Annotated in this window: 20 protein-coding genes; 8 read left to right on the plus strand and 12 right to left on the minus strand. The window is 69.7% G+C overall.

Annotated features, from left to right (window positions below):
* Positions 1-256 precede the first annotated feature (256 nt).
* The 6 genes from ACFFQA_RS29755 to ACFFQA_RS29780 all read right to left on the minus strand — a co-directional run bounded on the left by ACFFQA_RS29755 (position 257) and on the right by ACFFQA_RS29780 (position 4931).
* Positions 257-583, minus strand: coding sequence for a hypothetical protein (locus ACFFQA_RS29755; protein WP_377859502.1), 327 nt, complete (start codon positions 581-583; stop codon positions 257-259).
* Positions 584-805: 222 nt separating this feature from the next.
* The gene (locus tag ACFFQA_RS29760) at positions 806-1528 is read right to left on the minus strand and encodes a class I SAM-dependent methyltransferase (RefSeq protein ID WP_377859506.1); all 723 of its coding nucleotides are present in this window, start codon (positions 1526-1528) and stop codon (positions 806-808) included.
* 137 nt (positions 1529-1665) lie between these two features.
* Positions 1666-1866 carry a PspC domain-containing protein gene (locus ACFFQA_RS29765; protein WP_377859508.1) on the minus strand — a complete coding sequence of 67 codons (201 nt, stop codon included), beginning with the start codon at positions 1864-1866 and terminating at the stop codon, positions 1666-1668.
* A 125-nt stretch (positions 1867-1991) separates the two neighbouring features.
* Entirely contained in the window at positions 1992-2945 is a 954-nt protein-coding gene (locus tag ACFFQA_RS29770) for an alpha/beta hydrolase (RefSeq protein WP_377859511.1), read from the minus strand.
* A complete protein-coding gene (locus tag ACFFQA_RS29775) occupies positions 2923-4194 on the minus strand; it encodes a cytochrome P450 (RefSeq protein WP_377859513.1) in 1272 nt (423 codons plus the stop codon). The genes ACFFQA_RS29770 and ACFFQA_RS29775 overlap by 23 nt, the downstream gene beginning before the upstream one ends.
* Before the next feature lie 23 nt (positions 4195-4217).
* Entirely contained in the window at positions 4218-4931 is a 714-nt protein-coding gene (locus ACFFQA_RS29780) for a TetR/AcrR family transcriptional regulator (RefSeq protein ID WP_377859516.1), read from the minus strand.
* A 263-nt stretch (positions 4932-5194) separates the two neighbouring features.
* Here ACFFQA_RS29780 and ACFFQA_RS29785 point away from each other — a divergent pair, with 263 nt between their 5' ends.
* Positions 5195-6265, plus strand: coding sequence for a M48 family metallopeptidase (locus ACFFQA_RS29785; RefSeq protein ID WP_377859519.1), 1071 nt, complete (start codon positions 5195-5197; stop codon positions 6263-6265).
* A gap of 85 nt (positions 6266-6350) precedes the next feature.
* On the opposite strand, the gene ACFFQA_RS29790 is transcribed toward ACFFQA_RS29785, so the two are convergent.
* A complete protein-coding gene (locus ACFFQA_RS29790) occupies positions 6351-7577 on the minus strand; it encodes a serine hydrolase domain-containing protein (RefSeq protein ID WP_377859522.1) in 1227 nt (408 codons plus the stop codon).
* A gap of 10 nt (positions 7578-7587) precedes the next feature.
* On the minus strand, positions 7588-8376 hold the full coding sequence (locus tag ACFFQA_RS29795; protein WP_377859525.1) for a M15 family metallopeptidase: 789 nt from the start codon (positions 8374-8376) through the stop codon (positions 7588-7590).
* Between the two features lie 250 nt (positions 8377-8626).
* Between ACFFQA_RS29795 and ACFFQA_RS29800 the strand changes: the two genes are divergently transcribed.
* The 3 genes from ACFFQA_RS29800 to ACFFQA_RS29810 all read left to right on the plus strand — a co-directional run bounded on the left by ACFFQA_RS29800 (position 8627) and on the right by ACFFQA_RS29810 (position 11508).
* Positions 8627-9445, plus strand: coding sequence for a serine protease (locus tag ACFFQA_RS29800; RefSeq protein ID WP_377859528.1), 819 nt, complete (start codon positions 8627-8629; stop codon positions 9443-9445).
* A gap of 178 nt (positions 9446-9623) precedes the next feature.
* On the plus strand, positions 9624-10421 hold the full coding sequence (locus ACFFQA_RS29805) for a S1 family peptidase (RefSeq protein ID WP_377859531.1): 798 nt from the start codon (positions 9624-9626) through the stop codon (positions 10419-10421).
* A 406-nt stretch (positions 10422-10827) separates the two neighbouring features.
* Complete coding sequence (locus ACFFQA_RS29810) at positions 10828-11508, plus strand: serine protease (protein ID WP_377859534.1); 681 nt, start codon at positions 10828-10830, stop codon at positions 11506-11508.
* Positions 11509-11580: 72 nt separating this feature from the next.
* Here the strand turns inward: ACFFQA_RS29810 and ACFFQA_RS29815 are convergent, their stop codons facing one another.
* Positions 11581-12207, minus strand: coding sequence for a LysE family translocator (locus ACFFQA_RS29815; RefSeq protein ID WP_377859537.1), 627 nt, complete (start codon positions 12205-12207; stop codon positions 11581-11583).
* Positions 12208-12397: 190 nt separating this feature from the next.
* Here ACFFQA_RS29815 and ACFFQA_RS29820 point away from each other — a divergent pair, with 190 nt between their 5' ends.
* Positions 12398-12847, plus strand: coding sequence for a GNAT family N-acetyltransferase (locus ACFFQA_RS29820; protein WP_377859540.1), 450 nt, complete (start codon positions 12398-12400; stop codon positions 12845-12847).
* Between the two features lie 18 nt (positions 12848-12865).
* On the opposite strand, the gene ACFFQA_RS29825 is transcribed toward ACFFQA_RS29820, so the two are convergent.
* Positions 12866-13333 carry an Lrp/AsnC family transcriptional regulator gene (locus tag ACFFQA_RS29825; protein ID WP_377859543.1) on the minus strand — a complete coding sequence of 156 codons (468 nt, stop codon included), beginning with the start codon at positions 13331-13333 and terminating at the stop codon, positions 12866-12868.
* Positions 13334-13393: 60 nt separating this feature from the next.
* Here ACFFQA_RS29825 and ACFFQA_RS29830 point away from each other — a divergent pair, with 60 nt between their 5' ends.
* On the plus strand, positions 13394-14539 hold the full coding sequence (locus ACFFQA_RS29830) for a trans-sulfuration enzyme family protein (RefSeq protein WP_377859545.1): 1146 nt from the start codon (positions 13394-13396) through the stop codon (positions 14537-14539).
* On the opposite strand, the gene ACFFQA_RS29835 is transcribed toward ACFFQA_RS29830, so the two are convergent.
* A complete protein-coding gene (locus tag ACFFQA_RS29835; protein WP_377859547.1) occupies positions 14505-15119 on the minus strand; it encodes a TetR/AcrR family transcriptional regulator in 615 nt (204 codons plus the stop codon). The two genes, ACFFQA_RS29830 and ACFFQA_RS29835, sit on opposite strands and share 35 nt — an antisense overlap.
* Before the next feature lie 48 nt (positions 15120-15167).
* Here ACFFQA_RS29835 and ACFFQA_RS29840 point away from each other — a divergent pair, with 48 nt between their 5' ends.
* Together ACFFQA_RS29840 and ACFFQA_RS29845 are read left to right on the plus strand one after the other, a co-directional pair.
* A complete protein-coding gene (locus ACFFQA_RS29840; RefSeq protein ID WP_377859550.1) occupies positions 15168-16142 on the plus strand; it encodes an NAD-dependent epimerase/dehydratase family protein in 975 nt (324 codons plus the stop codon).
* Between the two features lie 99 nt (positions 16143-16241).
* On the plus strand, positions 16242-16922 hold the full coding sequence (locus ACFFQA_RS29845) for an esterase/lipase family protein (RefSeq protein WP_377859552.1): 681 nt from the start codon (positions 16242-16244) through the stop codon (positions 16920-16922).
* Between the two features lie 69 nt (positions 16923-16991).
* Here the strand turns inward: ACFFQA_RS29845 and ACFFQA_RS29850 are convergent, their stop codons facing one another.
* Complete coding sequence (locus ACFFQA_RS29850) at positions 16992-18143, minus strand: 8-amino-7-oxononanoate synthase (RefSeq protein ID WP_377859554.1); 1152 nt, start codon at positions 18141-18143, stop codon at positions 16992-16994.
* Positions 18144-18151 lie beyond the last annotated feature (8 nt).

Here is an 18151-nt window from a genome sequence, read left to right on the forward strand (position 1 = left end):
GGCCGAGTTTATTCACTCGATCCAGCCGGATCGCCCGAAGGGGATTTCGGAGCGTGACGCGAACTTACCCGTCAGGATTACCTTTGTCCGCTCCGGGTGGGAACCGTGCAAATCGTTAGAAAAGTTTTCGCGTTCACTGAGTACGGCGGTGGTCTCAACGCGGACACGGTGGAAGCACGACGGCGCTACGACCGGAGCCGGACATGACGAAGGGGCGGCCGGAGAACCGGCCGCCCCTTCGCGGGTTCGCGGGTGGCTACAGCACCACGAGGATCCTGATGCCCAGCAGGTTCACGCCGAGCCGGACCTTGACGCCCTCGATCAGGGGGCCGCCGATGACGATGCAGGCCGCCAGCCTGACCCGGACTTTCACCCCGGTCTTGAGCTTGATGCTCGCGTAGCCCTCGGCCACCGACTCGACCTCACCCTCGCCCTGCTGGTCCTCGTCGGCCGTCGAGAACGTCGAGGGGGAGTTGGGTGCGCTCGCCGGTGCCGCGGAGGCCGGTAGGCCACCGAGCATCAGGCCGGCGGAGACGGCCGCGGTCGCGGCCAGGGTCAGTACGCGCTTCGTGATGGTTCGCATTGGATGTTGCTTCCCCTCGACTCAGGCGAATTTGTGGTGACGGGCTGCCCGTCACCAGTGCAACACCCGATTCCGGGAATGGGCATCCCCAAGTAACTATTTCACCCATTTCCCGGAATGTGCGAACTGAGAGCTACCGCTGCGCCACCGTTTCGTATGACCTGAATCAGGCGCAGTGGGGATCTCTCGTGATCGTCCCGTTATCACCTGATCGAGAGTTTCTCAGGGCTTTCGCGCGGTCACGAGGGTGGTGGCCGTCCACGGCCCGCTCCACCACATCCGCCAGCCGAGGCGGTGCCTGCGCACGTCGGTCATACCCAGTTCGGTGAGGGCCGCGGCGTACTGGCGGCCGAACCTGATGTCGGCGAGCGCCACCCGGCCGCCGGGGCGCAGCACCCGCACCGCCTCGCGGATCGCCAGCGCGCGGCCGTCGGCGTCGGGGATGTCGTGGATGGCCAGGCTGCTCAGCACCAGGTCGAAGGAGTCGTCGAGGAACGGCAGCCCGGTCATGTCGCCGGTGCGCAGCTGGACGCGGTCGAGCACGCCCTCCGCCGCCGCGTTCTCGCGCGTGGTCTCGATGTCGTTGCCGGACTGGTCGACGCTGCGCCACAGGTCGATCCCGACGGCGTGCCCACCGCGGGAGAGCCGCTTGGCCGCCGCGAGCAGCACGGCGCCCCGGCCGCAGCCGAGGTCGAGCAGCTGCTCGTCCCCGCGCAGCCGCAGCTCGTCCAGGACCTGCTCCCAGGTCGCGAACTTGCCGCGCAGCGTGGCGTGCAGGTAGATCACGGCGCACAGCACCAGCGCCGCGGCCAGCACCACCGGCAGCGGGCCGTCGGTGAGGGTCGTGGCGATGAGGCAGCTGAGCGCGCCGACTCCGAATCCCGCGGGGACGTAGGGCGCGTCGATTCCGTAGGAGGCTGCCCGTCGCACCAATACTCCAGCCATGTCGGACTCCTGCCGCCTCGATTCGAGGGAGACAGAATAATCCCGCATCCCGGAAACGAAACGTAAGTTCGGCGGGATTGCGATGAATGTCCGAAATGGCGCATAAATTGTTCTCGCGTCGAGCCCTCTGCCGTGTCTCAGTGCCCCGGCTTCGGCATCAGCAGCGCCAGGGCCAGGTACAACAGGAACTGCGGGCCGGGGAGCACGCAGGACGCGACGAACGCGATACGGACGGTGCCCGGGCGCCAGCCGAAGCGCTCCGCGATGCCGCCCGCGACACCGAAGAACACGCTGTCGCGGGAACGTGTGAGCCGGTGGGTCCGGTAGGGAGTGGACATTCGACGTTACCTCCTGATCGCGTGAAGCGGCGTTGTGTTGCCTCTTCACATCAGGATTGCCCTTTTCCGCATTGCCCGCGTCCGGGTCCGCCCCGAATTCATCCCCGGTTCCCGCGCGGCCCGGCTCAGGGTGCCAGCCGCTCGGCCAGCCAGGAGTCGATCTCGGCGAGCGCCTTGTCGCGCACCGGCTCCGCCGACAGGAACAGGTCGTGCATTCCGTCGGCGATCGGCACGGTCGTGACGTTCCTGCCGAGCTTCGGCGCCCACCGCGCGATCTGCTCCACGTCCAGCACCGTGTCCGCCGTCATCACGGCGGGTTCCCACTTCGCGCGGTGCAGCAGGCTGCGCGTGGAGTGCTCGACCAGCACGGGAACCCTGATGTCCAGCCCGCGGTGCACCTGGGCGTGGCCGAGGCGGATCGCGCGCAGCCACCCCGCCCGCACGGGGAAGTGCTCCGAGGGCTTCCACGCGTTGTCGTAGGTCCACTCGCCGTGGTGCTCGGAGCTGAGGCTGTGGCCGTACGTCGGCGGCAGGCCCGGCTTCACGACCAGCTTGGGGGCGAACCTGCCCACCACGTTGTTCACCGCGGTGCCGACGGTGCGCGTCAGCCACGGTTCGGCGAGGTCGAGCCACGGGCTGTTGAGCACCACCGCGTCGACGAGGTCGGCGGCCCGGTGCTCGTGCGCCCACAGCGGCGCGATCAGCCCACCGGTGGAGTGCGCGAGCAGCACCACCCGTCTGTGCCCGTGCTCGTTGCGGATCACCGCGACCGCGGCGTCGATCTCCTCGAAGTACTCGGTGAGGTCGGTGGTGAAGGTCGGCAGCTGGCCGGGCCGGATCGAACGCCCGTACCTGCGCAGGTCGAGTGCGTAGAAGTCGTAGCCCTGGTCGGCGAAGTGCCGGGCGACGTGGTCCTGGAAGAAGTAGTCGCACCAGCCGTGGACGTAGAGGACCGCGCCCCTGGCGGCCTCCTCCGCCGGTCGGTGCACCAACGTGGCGACGACGTCGTCGCCGTCCTGGGTGGGGGAGAGGGGCAGCGTCCGAACCCGATAGGGCTCACCGAGAATGTCGACGTCCACGCGACAAGTGTGGACCCTTCGCGTCCAGTGGGGGCACCTCGGCGTTGTGGACAGCGCTCGCCGAGCGAACTCGTAGTGGCATCGACGTCGGAACCGTGATCCATCCGATGCGGTGCGTGCGCAGCTCGGCGCGCTCGACGGAGATCTCGCAGTAGCGCCACAGCAACAGCTCCAGCGCCATCCGGGTCTGCAACCGGGCGACGGGGGAGCCCGGGCCGAACGGCAGCCCGTAGCCGGTGGACAGCCGTGAGGTCGTCCTGCGGTGGATGTCGAAGCGCTCCGGCGCGGTGAACCTGCGCTCGTCCTGGTTCACCGAGTCCATGACGACCGTGACCTGGTCCCCGGCCAGGATCCGCTGCCCGCCGAGCTCGACGTCCAGCTTGGCGCGGCGGGTCACCCGGCCGACCGGCGTGCGGTACCGCAGCACCTCCTCGATCACCGGCGTGAGCAGCTCGGGGAAGGCCCGCACCTCGTCGCTGACCGCGGGGTGCTCGTCGAGGCAGAGCACCACCGAGGCCAGCAGGCTCGTGGTGGTGAGGTGCCCGGAGAGCAGCAGCAGACCGAGCAGCGCCACCACGCGGTCGTCGTCCAGCAGCCGCCCGTCCACCTCGGCGTGGAGGAGCTCGCCGGTCATGTCGGCGCTCGGGTCCGCGGCCCGCCTCGCCCTGGTGACGTGCTCGCGCAGGTAGGCCAGCAGCTCCGCGCGCGCGTCGCAGGCGGTGACGCGGCGCGGGGACGGGACCAGCGGGGGGCCGGGCGGGGTGGTGCCGCAGAGCACGTCCACCCACGACAGCACCGAGCCCATGTCCTCCCGCGGCACCCCGAGCAGCTCGGCGATCACCCGCACCGGCAACGGGAAGGCCAGGTCGGTCGCGAGGTCGATCCGCGCGTCACCGGCGACGCGGTCCAGCAGCTCGTTGGTCAGCGTCAGCACCCTGGAGCCCAGCGCGGCGATGGCGCCCGCGGTGAACCTCCGGTTGACCAGGCGGCGCAGCTCGCGGTGCATGGCCGGGTCGACGGCCACCCGCTCGGTGTCGGTGCCCGCGAGCAGCCGGGTGACCAGCGCGCTCGCCTCGGCGTACTCCGAGGTGAACGCGGCGTGGTCGGTCAGCACCCGCGCCGCGTCGTCGTAGCGGTAGACCATCCACGTCCCGGAGTCGTTGTCCCGCGAGACCGGCTCGCACCCGCGCATCTCACGCAGCCGAGCCCGGTCCGCCGTCTCGGGTCGCGCCCCCAGCGCTTCCACCACGAACCTCACTCCTTCGGTTTACTTCAGGCCCTGGCCACCCCGTCGACCTGTCCCTCGCGCACGAAGCTCAGGCAGCGCGCGCGGGTCCGCTCGTAGAAGGTGGTCACGTCCTGGGCGATCCTGGCCAGCTCCTCCTCCGACGGCACGTCCCTGGTCTCGAACGCGTTGCGCACGATGTGCGCGAGCACGTCGGCGGTCGTCTCCAGCCCCATGCCGGACCCGCCGGGAAGCGCCGTGTCGATCAGGTAGAACCCCATGATCGTGCATGTGAGGCCCTGGATCTCCAGTTCCGGGCTGAGATCACCCCGAAGCAGGCGTCCGTTCGCGATCGCGGAGTCGTAACCCTCGCGCTCCAGCATCCGGACGGCCGTCGGGACCGTGCTGCCGTCGCGGCTGACCAGCGAGCCGAGCAGCTCCTCGTCGCCGACGAGCATCGCCCGCATCAACGGGTTGCGCATCACCGTGAGGTAGCCGATGCGCACCATCCGGTTCGGCAGCACGTTCGCGGGGTCCACGCCGATCTCGTCGAGCAGGACTCCGAGGTATCGGGCGGACTCGCGGACCAGCACCGCCTGGAACAGCTCCTCACGGGTGCGCCAGTGCAGGTAGACGGTGCCCTTGCCGATCCCGGCCTGTTTCGCGACGTCGTCGATGGTCGTCCTGCGGTAGCCCCAGCGCAGCAGCAGCTCGGCCGCCGCGTCCAGGATCCGCTCGGCCCTGGCACCGCGCTCCGCCATGCTCGCCTGCCTGTGATGACTGCTTGACTAGAAACGAAATCCGGTCAACATTCACTGGTGACGCTATCCACGCGCTGATGTGGGCGTCAACACCGGCCACCGGCGCGGGGGCCGGGGGTGGTCGGCCTCCGCACAGGGGGTGAGGCCGACGCCTCCGGGCTGGTGGGGGCGTACTCGGGGGCGGAATCAGGGTTCTCACCGATCTCGTCGGCCCCCCGATCGGACTAGCCTCGGTCGCACACAAGAAGGATCGGGGAGTTCCTGTGAATCAACCGCCTCAACCGCCTGCCGCGACCGGCCGGGTTCGGTTCCCGAACATCAGCCCGCGCGCGTACGAGCACCCCGCGGACCGGGGCGCGCTCGCCACCGCGCGCGCCGTTCCCGGCTTCCCCGCGGTGCTGAAGGCCATCTCCGGGGCCATCGGGGAGCGCAGTGAGCGCCTGCTCGCGCTCGCCTCCTCGATCAAGGTCACCGAGACCCAGTACCCCACGGTGCACCGCCTCCGGCTGGAGTGCGCCGCGGTGCTCGACATCAACCCGGTGCCCGAGGTCTTCGTCGCGAGGGACCCGCACCCCAACGCGATGACGATCGGCATGGACGCGCCGTTCATCGTGATCACCACCGGGCTCATCGAGCTGCTCGACGAGGACGAGCTGCGCTTCGTCATCGGCCACGAGATGGGCCACGCCCTGTCCGGGCACGCCGTCTACTACACGGTGCTGCGCCGCCTGATCTCCATGGTCACCGGCATCGCGTGGATGCCGGTCGGCTACTGGGGCATGCGGGCGATCATCATCGCGCTCCAGGACTGGTACCGCCGCGCCCAGCTCTCCGCCGATCGCGCGGGCCTGCTCTGCGTGCAGGACCCGGCCGTTGCGCTGCGCGCGCACATCAAGCTCTCCGGCGGCATCGACGTCGGCGAGATCGACACCGAGGCCTACCTCCAGCAGGCCAAGGACTACGACGCCGTTCCGGACGTCCGCGACAGCGTGCTCAAGCTGCTGCACCTGAGCAACCGCCTGGACCCGCTGCCGGTGGTGCGCGCCGCCGACCTCCAGAAGTGGGCGGCCAGCGACGAGTACCGGGCGATCCTGGCCGGGGAGTACCCCAGCCGCGAGGCCGACGGCGTCACCAACTGGCGCGACGACATCAAGTCGGCGGCGAAGTCCTACAAGGACGCGATCGCCAGCTCGGCCGACCCGCTGGCCAAGGTGCTCAACGAGGTGGGCGAGACCCTGTCCAGCACCGCGGGCAAGGTCTGGAAGAAGTTCACCGGCGGCCCGGACGACCGTCCGCCGTCGGGCAACGGCGATGGCAGCGCCGACAAGAAGTAGCGCCGAGGAAGAAGTGGTCCCGCGGGACGCATGGCAGTGCGAACGCGGAAGGGGCGCCCCGGACTTCCGGGGCGCCCCTTCGCTGTCAGCCGTTGAGGCGGAGGTTGGGGAAACCCGCCGCCGCGGTGGCGGTGGTGGCGCCCGTGCCGCAGGTGGCGGTCTGGATCACCTTGAGGAAGGCCGGGTCGATCTTCGGGTGCGGCTGGAGCGAGCCGTCCGGTGCGATCCGCTGGTACTTCATCAGGTTGGTGCCCACGGCGAGCTGGCGCTTACCGTCCACTGTTGACGCCGTGAAGGTGCCCATGCCCCACACCGCGCCGTCGTGGCCCCAGAACCGGCCGCACGGGAGGTCGTAGGCGGTCACGCCGAGGCCGTACTCGCCGATCTTGACGCCGCCCGGCCCGAGCATCGGCACGGTGCGCTTCATCTCCGCGAGCTGTGCCGCGGGCAACAGCCGGCCACCGAGCAGCGCGCGGTAGAAGCTGTTCACGTCCGCCACCGGCGCCACGATCTCTCCTGCCGCGTCCGCCCACGTCATCTTGTAGACGCTGAAGTCCTTGGGCGGCACGAAGGCCCCGTACAGCTCCTCGTAGGCCTTGGCGTGCGGGCCGCGGATGGTCGGATCGGCACCAGGGAAGTACGTGTGCTTCATGCCCGCGGGGACCAGCACCTCGCGGGTCACGTACTCGCGGAAGTCCCGGCCGGTGACCTTGGTGAGCAGGCGGCCCGCGAGCAGGTAGTTGGTGTTGGAGTAGCTGAAGCGTTCACCCGGCGCGCCGGTCGGCGGCAGCGCGAGGGCGTCGCGGATCATGGTGGCCACGTCGAATGTGCGGAACCTGTTGGCCTCCAGGTCCTCGTTCTTCTTGAAGATCGTGCTGATGTGGTCCGCGATGCCGCTGGTGTGGTTGAGCAGCATGCGGACCGTGACCTCGCGGCCGAGCTTTCCCGGCACGTCGGTCGGCAGGTAGTCGCCGATCGGCGCGTCGAGCGCGACCTTCTTCCTGGCGACCTGCTGGAGCACGGCCGTGGAGACCATCGCCTTGGTGACACTGCCGATGCGGTGCCGGAAGTCCGGCTTCGCCGGCTGCTTGGTGTCCACATCGGCCACTCCGGCGGCGCCGCGCCAGGAGCGGGTTCCGTCCCGCACCTCGGCATATACCGCGGGCATGCCCGCCTCGTGGAGCTTGTTCAGGCTGTCTTGCAGCGCAACGGGACTGAGCGCCGGTGCGGCCTGGGCGGCCGGGGTGAGCCCCGTGACCAACGCGGTGCCGAGCACGGCGACTGAACCCAGACGTCGAAGAGTTCCCCTCATGCCAACGACGCTAGTGACCGTTGGCGGAGAAGTGCATGAGATCCTTCGGGCTTCGCCAGGCACCTCCCCAGGTCCAGCCCACCGATGCGAACGCCTGTGTCACCACGCCGCCCGGGACGATCATGCCCGGCACCCGGCGGGAGCGGTTCACGTAGGCGCTGGCCAGCTCCGGCAGCACGAGGTCGCCGCGCAGGTACGGGTTGCAGAACGGGTTCACGTCCACGGCGATCCCGTAGGCGTGCGCCGACCACGAGGTCTGGCCGCGCGCGGGGCGGCAGACGAAGGCGGAGGTGTTGTTGCCGTCGCCGGTCGGCGCGTGGCCGAGCTCGGCGCGCGAGCTCACCCGCATCTCCTCCAAGGGGAAACGCGCCGCCCACAGCCGCCCGAACACGGTGACCACCGCCTCCGCCGCGCTCGCGTTCACCAGCATCTCGCCGGTGTGCTGGCGGCCGTCGAAGCCCCAGAACGACAGCGTCAGGTAGCGCAGGTCCTCCTTGCGCACCGGACAGCCCGGCTGCCAGGTGCTGCGGGCGAGCACGGCGGGTGGCACGTCGCTCACGGTCGAGGCGAAGCGGTCACCTGTGGGTGGGGGGAGCACGTCCGTGGTCGGCAGGGCTCGCTCCACGAGCTCCGGTGGCGTTGGCAGCACCTGCCCGAAGCCGTCCGGGCGCAGGGGCAGCGGGCGCGAGCCGAGCGGCCACTCCTGCCCGCGGGGGTCCGGCTGCGGCAGCGATGACGCGGTGGTCGGGGCGAGGTCGCTGGTGGACGGGGTGACGGCGGTGCTGGGCGGCGTGCTCACCGGGGTCACCGACGGCGCGGCGCAACCCGTGAGAAGGGCCATTCCACAGAGAAATTTCAGCGTGCGCTGTGAAAAAACGGCCACCCCGCCAGCTTGGCACGAATGGCCGAAACGGGGTCGGAGGCACCCCGCCTCCCCCTCGTTCGGGCTCGTCTATTTAGATCAGTGTCTTGTACGCCGAGTAGTCGAGTGGCCCCGTTTGGTGAATCCGGTGGTTTGAGATCGCCGGAGATGGACAAGGAGTCCGCGCATGTCGACCCCGCCCGCAGCGACCCGATCCCGCAGGCGCGTGTTCGCCCTCGCCCTCGCCGTCGCCGCGCTGGCGGCCCTCGTGCCCGCCGCGGTGAGCGTCGCCTCCGCTGACGAGCCCGTCGAGGAGGTGCGCGCGGAGCCGTTCGTCGTCGGCGGGCGCCGTGCCGAGGTGTCCCAGTTCCCGTGGCTGGTCTACCTCGTCGACCGGCTGGGCACGATGTACTGCGGCGGTGCGCTGGTGAGCCCGACCAAGGTGCTCACCGCCGCGCACTGCGTGGACCAGCGCTCCGCGTCGAGCATTAGCGTGGTCTCCGGCCGCGAGGACACCGAGAGCGGCGCCGGGCAGGTCGTCCGGGCGGCGAAGTCCTGGAAGCACCCCTCCTACCGCAGCGTCTTCGAGGGCGATGACCTCGGCGTTCTCACCCTGGAGCGACCGATCTCCGCGCAGTACGCCACCCTGGTCTCCCCCGGGGAGCAGGCGCGCTACGCCTCTGGCACGGAGGCCGTCGTCGCGGGGTGGGGCGCCACCAGCGAGACCGGCTCCACCTCGCGCTACCTGATGTCGGCGACCGTTCCGGTGATGGACAACGCGACCTGCTCGCGCTCCTACCGCTCCTTCGACGGGGCGAAGATGTTCTGCGCGGGCTACGACAACGGCAAGATCGACAGCTGCCAGGGCGACTCGGGTGGGCCGCTCGTCGCGCGCGGGGTGGTCATCGGCGTGACCTCCTGGGGCGACGGCTGCGCCCGCGCGGGCAAGCCGGGGGTGTACGTGCGGCTGACGAGCTATCTGGAGATGCTTCGGCCCCAGCTGTGATTCATGATCACTAATGGCCCAACGAGTCGGCGATGAGTGGTCTAAAGGGCTACGCCGAATAGATTAATTCGAACAGCCGTTGTGTCGTGATCTCACCAAGCGTTTGCTCTCAGTAGTCCCCGGTGGTCACCCATCCGGGGTTACACATCCTGCTGAGATGCGCGATTGGGAGGCAAAGATGGCGGCAACCCTGCACCGTCTGGCCAAAACCGTCGGGGTCGCGCTCGCGGTGGCCACCTGTGGGATCTCCTCACTCTCCGTGGCCAGTGCGGCAACCCCTCCGGACAGCGAGACCAAGATCGTCGGTGGCGAGCGGGCGAAGATCGCCGACCACCCGTACACGGTCTTCCTGACCAACACCTCCGGCTTCCAGTTCTGCGGCGGCACCCTGGTCGCGCCGAACAAGGTCGTCACCGCGGCCCACTGCACCAAGGGCAAGACCGCCGAGAGCGTCAAGGTGGTCGCGGGTCGCGAGGACAAGCAGGCCAGCGACGGCACCACCGCGGCGGTGTCCAAGGTCTGGATCCACCCGCAGTACACGACGGCGACCGCCGGCTTCGACGTCTCCGTGCTCACCCTGAGCTCGAACCTGACCCAGAAGCCGCTGCCGCTGGCGTCCTCGGCCGACGCGGACCTCTACAAGGAGGGCGCGAACTCCACGGTCCTGGGCTGGGGCACCACCAGCTCCGGCGGCTCGGCCTCGCGGTACCTGCTCAAGGTCGACGTCCCTGTGACCTCCGACGCCACCTGCAAGGCGGCGTACTCCCAGTACAGCAACACCTCCATGGTGTGCGCGGGTCTTCCCGAGGGTGGCAAGGACAGCTGCCAGGGTGACTCCGGCGGCCCGATGGTCGGCGGCGGCAAGCTGATCGGTGTCGTGTCCTGGGGCGAGGGTTGCGCCGCTCCGAAGAAGCCCGGTGTCTACGCCCGGGTCGCGGCTTACCACGACGTGCTCCAGGAGCAGATCAAGTCCTGATCTCTCCCAACCGGCTTCGGCCCGTCGCGCCCCTTGTGGGCACGACGGGCCGAATGTCGTTTCGATCCCCGGTGCGTCGATGCAATTTCTTCTGCATATATGACTATTTGCAGTTGAATTTCCCGACTCAAGTCGGTTGCATGGGAGATTCTCCAGATGCTGGGCTGTTCAGCCTACATCTAACGGCCGTTGTGCGGCTCCGTCACTGAGCGCTTGCATTGTGTTCACCCCGGGTGAGGGCCCGGGGGCTCGTAGAGGGCACGAACAAAGGAGCACGACCATGGCGGGAACCCTGCGTCGCCTGGTTAGGTTCGCTGGAACGGCACTGGCTGTCTCGGCGATCGGGCTTTCTTTCGTACCGATGTCGGCGGCCACGCCCGCCGGCGGAAGTGACGATGCTCAGTCGATGATCGTCGGTGGCACCCGAGCCAGCATCTCCCAGCACCCGTGGACGGTCTTCCTGACCAACGCCTCGGGTTTCCAGTTCTGCGGCGGCACCCTGGTCGCGCCGACCAAGGTGCTCACCGCGGCGCACTGTGTGAAGGGCACCGCGGCCAACGCGGTCCGCGTGGTGTCCGGCCGTGAGGACAAGCAGAGCACGGCGGGCACTGTCACCAACGTGTCCAAGGTATGGGTGCACCCGAGCTACACGACGGCGACCTCCGGTTTTGACGTCGCGGTGCTGACCCTGGCGACCAGGGTGAACTCCGCGACGCTGCCGCTGGCCGCACCCAGTGACACGGCTCTCTACGCGGCGGGAACCAACGCCACCGTCCTGGGCTGGGGTACGACCAGCTCGGGTGGCGCGGCCTCGCGGTATCTGCTGAAGGTCGACGTGCCGGTGACCTCCGACGCCACCTGCAAGACGGCCTACCCGCAGTACAGCAACACCTCCATGGTGTGCGCTGGCATCGCGGCCGGTGGCAAGGACAGCTGCCAGGGCGACTCCGGTGGCCCGCTGGTGGCTGGTGGCAAGCTGATCGGCGTCGTCTCCTGGGGTCGGGGCTGCGCGCTCCCGAACTACCCGGGTGTCTACGGCAGGGTCGCGCCGTACAACGCGATCCTGACGGCGCAGATCAACTCGTAGTACTTCCGCCGAAACAGCCAAAGAGGCGAGGACGGTCCCTGCTACCGCCCTCGCCTCTTTGCTTTTCCCCCTTCAGACGACCAGACCGACCGACATGGTCAGGAAGGCCGTCGCGGAGACCACGTCCAGCGTGGTCAGGACAGCGGGCCGCTGGAGCCTGCCGGAGACCCGCGCCGCGGTGAGCACGATCCCGGTCTCCCAGGCCGCCGCGAGCGCCAGGAAGACGACGCCGAGCAGGCCGAGCTGGAGCACCGGGCTGGTCGCCGCACCCATGAACTGCGGCAGGAACGCCAGGCAGAACAGCAGCATCTTCGGGTTGGTGATGTTGCAGACGAAGCCCCGCCGGAACGGTTTGTCGTTGCCGCGCTCCGCGTCCGTGCCGGTGTCGCGACCGCCGCGCGAGCGCCAGAGGTCCCTGACGATGCCGACCGCGAGGTAGGTCAGGTAGGCCGCGCCCAGCCACCGCAGCGCGGTGAGCACACCGGGGTTGCTCGCGAGCACGACGCCGAGGCCGGAGACCACGAGCGCCACGTGCACCAGGCTCGCGGAGTGGATTCCGGCGAGGGTGAGCAGGCCCGCCCTGGTCCCGGTGCGCACGGAGGTGCGCAGCAGCAGGAAGGCGTCGACTCCCGGAGTGATCACGAAGACCACGCTGGCTATGACGAAGACCAGAAGCTGGCTGGTGTCGATGGCGGACAAGGCGCACCCCCTTCTGGTGGACGACCGCGCCGTTCGGTGTGCCAGGGGCGGCATGCGGCAGGCAAATTTCCTGGCCTCGAAGAGATTAGCAGAAGATTTTGCGGAATCCTGACGCTTTTGCCGTGGTTTCCGCCACGTCACCCAGTCGTCACACTGGTTCTTCCGGCCCGCCTCTGGTAGTCACGTGCGCGTGAACGAGACCGTGACAAGGACACAGCGCAGAGCCACCGGGAACGAGCTCAGCGCGGCGGAGCTCTACCGGGTGCTCCGGCTGCGGGTGGACGTCTTCGTTGTCGAGCAGAAGTGCCCCTATCCCGAGCTCGACGGCCGCGACCTCGAACCGTCGACCGTGCACCTGTGGTGCGAGACCGAGGACGACGAGGTGCTGGCCTACGTCCGCGTGCTGGACGAGCCGGACGGGACCGCGCGCATCGGTCGTGTCGTCACCGCCGCGCGAGCCAGGGGCCAGGGCCTCTCGCGGACGCTGATGGAGGCGGCCATCGCCGAGATCGGCGACCAGGTCTCCGTGCTGGACGCGCAGACCCAGGCCGCGGACTTCTACGCCTCGCTGGGCTACCGGGTCACCGGGGACGAGTTCGTTGAGGACGACATCCCGCACGTTCCCATGCGCCGCCCCTGAGCGCTTTCCCCTGTGGGACTAGGGAAGGAGGGGGCCACCGCGCCAGTGCTGGAAGATCAGGTTGGTGTGCACGAGCGCGACCTCGGTGCGGGCGGTGAACTCGTCGAGCACCAGCCGCTGGAGGTCCGCCGCGCTTCTCGCGGCGACGTGGACCAGGAAGTCGTCCGGTCCCGTGAGGTGGTAGAGCGCGCGCGTTTCCGGTTGCGCCAGAACGTGTTCGACGAACGGGTCGACCAGCGGGCGGCGGTGCGGCTGGACGCGGACGGACAGGAAAGCCTCCAGCGGCCTGCCCAGCTTCGCGGCGTCCACCCGCAGGTCCTGGCCCTGGATCACCCCCGCCTCGCGCAGCCGGTTCACCCGGTCCAGGCAGGTCGACGGCGCCACGCCGACCGCAGCGGCCAGCTCCTTGTTGGAGGTCCGTGCGTCGTTCTGGAGCACCCGCAGAATGTCGAGGTCGACCGAATCCAAGCGCACATTCGGCGTCATGTGCCGAATTGTAGACGGATTGCTTGCCGATGACCCGTGGGATCTTCACGCTCCCTGGGTATGCAGCTGTCGACAAGGGCCGTGCACGCCGGCCGCGAAGACCTCGTTGACCTCGGCGTTCACGCCGTCCCGCTCGACCTCTCCACCACCTACCCCTCCAGGGACAGCCGCGGCGAGGCCGTCCGGCTGGACCTCTTCGCCGCCGGGGCCGAGGTGCCCGGCCAGCCGGTGTACGGCCGCATCGGCAACCCGACCGTCGCCAGGTTCGAGACCGCGCTCGCCGCGCTCGAAGGGCTGCCCGCGGCGGTGTCCTTCGCCAGCGGGATGGCTGCCCTGTCCGCGTGCCTGCTCGCGGCGGTGTCGTCCGGGCGGCCGCACGTGGTCGCCGTCCGCCCGCTCTACGGGACCAGCGACCACCTGATCGCCTCCGGACTGCTGGGAAACCAGCTCACGTGGGCCGACCCGGACGGCGTCGCCGGCGCGCTGCGTCCCGACACCGGGCTGGTGATCGTCGAGACCCCGGCCAACCCGACGCTGGGCGAGGTGGACCTGCGCGCCCTGGCCGCGGCGTGCGGGTCGGTGCCTCTGTTGGTGGACAACACTTTCGCGACTCCCGTGCTGCAACGGCCCGCCGAGCTCGGGGCGAGCATCGTGCTGCACAGCGCGACGAAGTTCCTTGGGGGGCACGGAGATGTGCTCGGCGGCGTGGTCGCGTGCGACGAGTCCTACGCGAGCGTGCTCCGCCAGATCCGCATCGTCACCGGCGGAGTTCTGCATCCGCTCGCCGGATACCTGTTGCTGCGTGGGCTTTCCACGCTTCCCGTGCGCATTCGCGCCGCCTCGGCGACCGCCGCGGAACTCGCCGGTCGCCTCGCCGCGCATCCGGGCGTGCGGCGCGTGCACTACCCGCGGATCGGTGGCCCGCTGGTGTCGTTCGAGGTGGAAGGCGACCCGCACGCCGTGATCGCCGCCGTGCGCCTGGTGACACCCGCGGTCAGCCTCGGCAGCGTTGACACGCTCATCCAGCACCCCGCTTCGTTGAGTCACCGCATCGTCGAGGAAGCCGACCGCCACGGGTGCGGTGTTTCTGATCAGCTGCTGCGGATGTCCGTTGGCCTGGAGGACGTCGAGGACCTCTGGGCCGACCTGGACGCCGCCGTGCGGGCCGCGGTCAGCGCGCGATCAGTGCCAGCACCTGTGGGATGACCCGTTCCAACGGGTCGGTGGACTGGAAGGCGCGGCACAGCACCATCGCGCCTTCCAGGCTCACCAGCATCAGGTTCGCCAGGTCGGACGCGCGCTCCTGCTCGACCCCGTAGGACACCAGTCCCTCGGCGAGCGCGGCCAGCCAAGCTGAGTAGGCGTCGCGGCAGGCCTCGGTCAGCGGGGCCGACGTGGGCACCGAGTCCAGGGTCACGGTGGTGATCGGGCAGCCCTCGGTGAAGTCCGAGGAGCGCAGTTGCTCCGCGAAGCCCGCCGCCAGCAGCTCCACCCACTCCTTCGGCGTCGGGCTGGCCTCCCGCGCCTGGCGGATCAGGTCGGCCCACTCACCGGTGCACTCCCGCACCCCGGCGACCGCGAGCTCCTCCTTGCCGCCGGGGAACAGGAAGTAGAGCGAGCCGCGCGGGGCGCCGCTGTGCTCGATGACCTGGGCCAGCCCGGTGCCGTGGTAGCCCTGCCTGCGCAGCAGCGTGCGGGCGCTCTCGATGATCTTCTCCCGTGAGTCCGACTTCGGTCGTGGCACCGCTTCCTCCTCGTGTCCGCCCTTGACTGTACCGATCGGCATAGTTATAAGTATGACGATCGGTCAACTTAGTCGGGGGAGTGGTTCCACGTGTCCGACGTGTTCGTCACCGGCGGTTCCGGGTTCGTCGGAGCGAGGCTGATCCGCCGTCTGGTCGCCGGCGGCCACACCGTCCGCGCGCTCGCCCGCAGCGACCGTGCCGAGCGGGTCGTCGCGGAGTTGGGCGCCACTCCGGTGCGCGGCGACCTCGGCGACGCCGACTCCGTGCGTGCGGCCGCGTCCGGAGCGGAGCTGGCGTTCCACTCCGCCGCGCGCACTCCCGGAGCGGGCAGCCGCGCGGAGTTCCTGCGGGACAACGTGGATGGCACGCGCGCGGTGCTGACTGCCTGCCGCGACGCCGGTGTCCGCCGCCTGGTCCACGTGGGCAGCGAGGCCGGTCTCCGGGCGGGGAAGCCACTGGTCAACGTCGATGAAACCGTTGCGCTGCAACCGGGATCGCCTGCCGTCTACGCGGCCAGCAAGGCCCGTGCGGAAGCCGAAGTGCTCGGCTTCGACGGGCTCGACACCGTCGTGGTGCGGCCTTGCATGATCTGGGGGCGCGGGGACACCACGCTGCTGCCCTCTCTCGTGACCGCCGTGCGGTCGGGGAAGTTCGCCTGGATCGGTGGTGGACGGCAGCTGGTCGACGCCACGCACGTCGACAACGTGGTGGAGGGTCTGGTGCTCGCCGCCGACAAGGGCAGGGCGGGCGAGGCCTACTTCGTGACCGATGGCAAGCCGGTGGTCTTCCGCGAGTTCGTCACGGATCTCCTTGCCACGCGAGGTATCGCCGAGCCGACGCGGTCGATGCCCGCCGGACTCGCCCGTGTCGCGGCCGTGGCGGCGGAGTCGGTGTGGGGGAGGCTCGGGCTTCGTGGCGCGCCGCCCGTTGACCGGATGTCCGTGTGGGTCTCCGGACAGGAGTGCACGATCGACATCTCCAAGGCGCGGACCGAGCTCGGCTACGCGCCGGTGCGGACCACCGCGTCAGGGCTCGCGGAGCTCGTTGAGGGGCAACCCGAATAACGCACGGATTGCCGTGCCGCAGATGGAATTGCTCGAAGTCCCCGTTCGGCTGGGGGGATCTTCGCTAGCTTCGCTGGTCCCACAACGAAAGGCAGACTCATGCGCAGGTTGATGTCGGTGCTCGTGGCCGCTGTGGCCGCCGCGGCGTTCACGGGGGCGGAGGCCGCCTCGGTCCCCGCGCCCGCAGCTGCCGCCAGGACACCGGTGATCTTCGTGCACGGGCTCAGCGGAGGGTCGTCGGTCCTGTTCAAGGAGATGATCGACAAGTTCCGGGCCGCCGGGTGGACCGACCGCGAGCTGATCCGGTGGGACTACGACTGGAAGCAGTCCAACTTCATCACCGCCGACCAGTTCGCCAAGAAGGTCGACCAGGTGCGCAAGGACACCAAGGCGGTCAAGGTCGACATCGTCGCCCACTCCATGGGCTCCCTGCCGACCAGGCACTTCATCAAGTCCCTCGGTGGTGCCGAGAAGACCGCGCACTGGGTCTCCATCGGCGGCGTCAACCACGGCACCGTCGCGTCGTTCGCGTGCTTCTGGGACTCCTGCGCGGACATGCGGCAGAGCTCGAAGATGCTCAAGTCCCTCAACGCCGGTGACGAGACCCCGGGCGCGGTGAAGTACCAGACCCAGTCCTCCAGCTGCGACGAGATCGCGCTGCCGCACTCCACGGTCCCGCTCGCGGGTGCGCGGAACATCGACGTCGGCTGCCTGGAACACATCCTGATGCCCAAGGGCGACAAGGTCATCACCCAGACCATCGCCTTCCTCACGACCTGACCCCCGGCCATTCGCGGGCTTATGGACCTGTTCAGCACTCCGAAAGCGTCCATAAGCCCGCGAATGGCGTTATGCGGGGGCGGTGCGGGTGATCACGTCGATGGCGGTGGTGATGTCGTCGGGAGTGAGGTCCGCGCGGGCGGTCAGGCGGAGGCGGGACACGCGGTCCGGGACCGAGGGCGGGCGGAAGCAGCCCACCGCGACCCCCTCGGCTCGACAGCGCTGGGACCATTCGAGCGCTTGCGCGGGGGAGGGCACCCGCACCGACACCACTGCTGCTTCGGGGGAGCTGGCCTGGAGGCCCGCCGCCGACAACCGCTGTGCCAGTTCGCGTGCCACCGCTCGGGCGCGGCCCGGCAGCAGCGGGTCGGCACGGACCACGCGGAGGGCGGCAAGCGCTCCGGCGACCGCGCTCGGCGCCAGGCCCGTGTCGAAGATGAAGCTGCGCGCCGTGTCCACCAGGTGCGCGATCACCCGCTCCGACGCCATCACCGCTCCGCCTTGTGCGCCAAGGGATTTCGACAGCGTCGTCGTGACCACCACGTCCGGTGCTCCTGCGAGGCCCGCGGCCGCGGCCGCTCCTTCGCCCGCGCCCAGCACGCCGAGCCCGTGGGCGTCGTCGACGACCAGGCCCGCTCCGTGGTCGCGACAGGCCGAGGCCAGCTCCGCCAGCGGCGCCAGGTCGCCGTCCACCGAGAACACCGAGTCGGTCACCACCAACGCCCGTTTGCGCGTGCGGCCGGCCAGCGCCGCGCGGAAGGCTTCGACGTCGCGGTGCGGCACCACGACGGTCTCCGCCCTCGACAGGCGCCCGCCGTCGATGAGCGAGGCGTGGTTGTACTCGTCGGTGACCAGGACCGTGCCCGGCCCGGACAGGGCCGCGATCACGCCGAGGTTGGCGGCGTAGCCCGTGGCGAAGACCAGAGCCGACGGGAAACCGCAGAACTCCGCGAGCTCGGACTCCAGCTCCGCGTGCAGGTCCGTGGTGCCGGTGACCAGGCGGGAGCCCGTCGAGCCCGCGCCCCACGCCAGCGCGGCCTCCGCCGCCGCCGTGGTGACCCTCGGGTCGCGGGTGAGGCCGAGGTAGTCGTTGCCCGCGAGGTCGAGCACCGTGGCCGTCTCGGGGCGGGGCCGCAGGGTCCGGGTCAGCCCGGCCTTCGCCCGTGCCGCCGCCCGGGTGTCCAGCCAGTCGAAGACTTCGCTTCCAGTGCGCAACGTCACGGTCCGCA

This window comes from Allokutzneria oryzae (genome assembly GCF_042429765.1).
In the GTDB taxonomy this organism is placed as follows: Bacteria; Actinomycetota; Actinomycetes; order Mycobacteriales; family Pseudonocardiaceae; genus Allokutzneria; species Allokutzneria oryzae.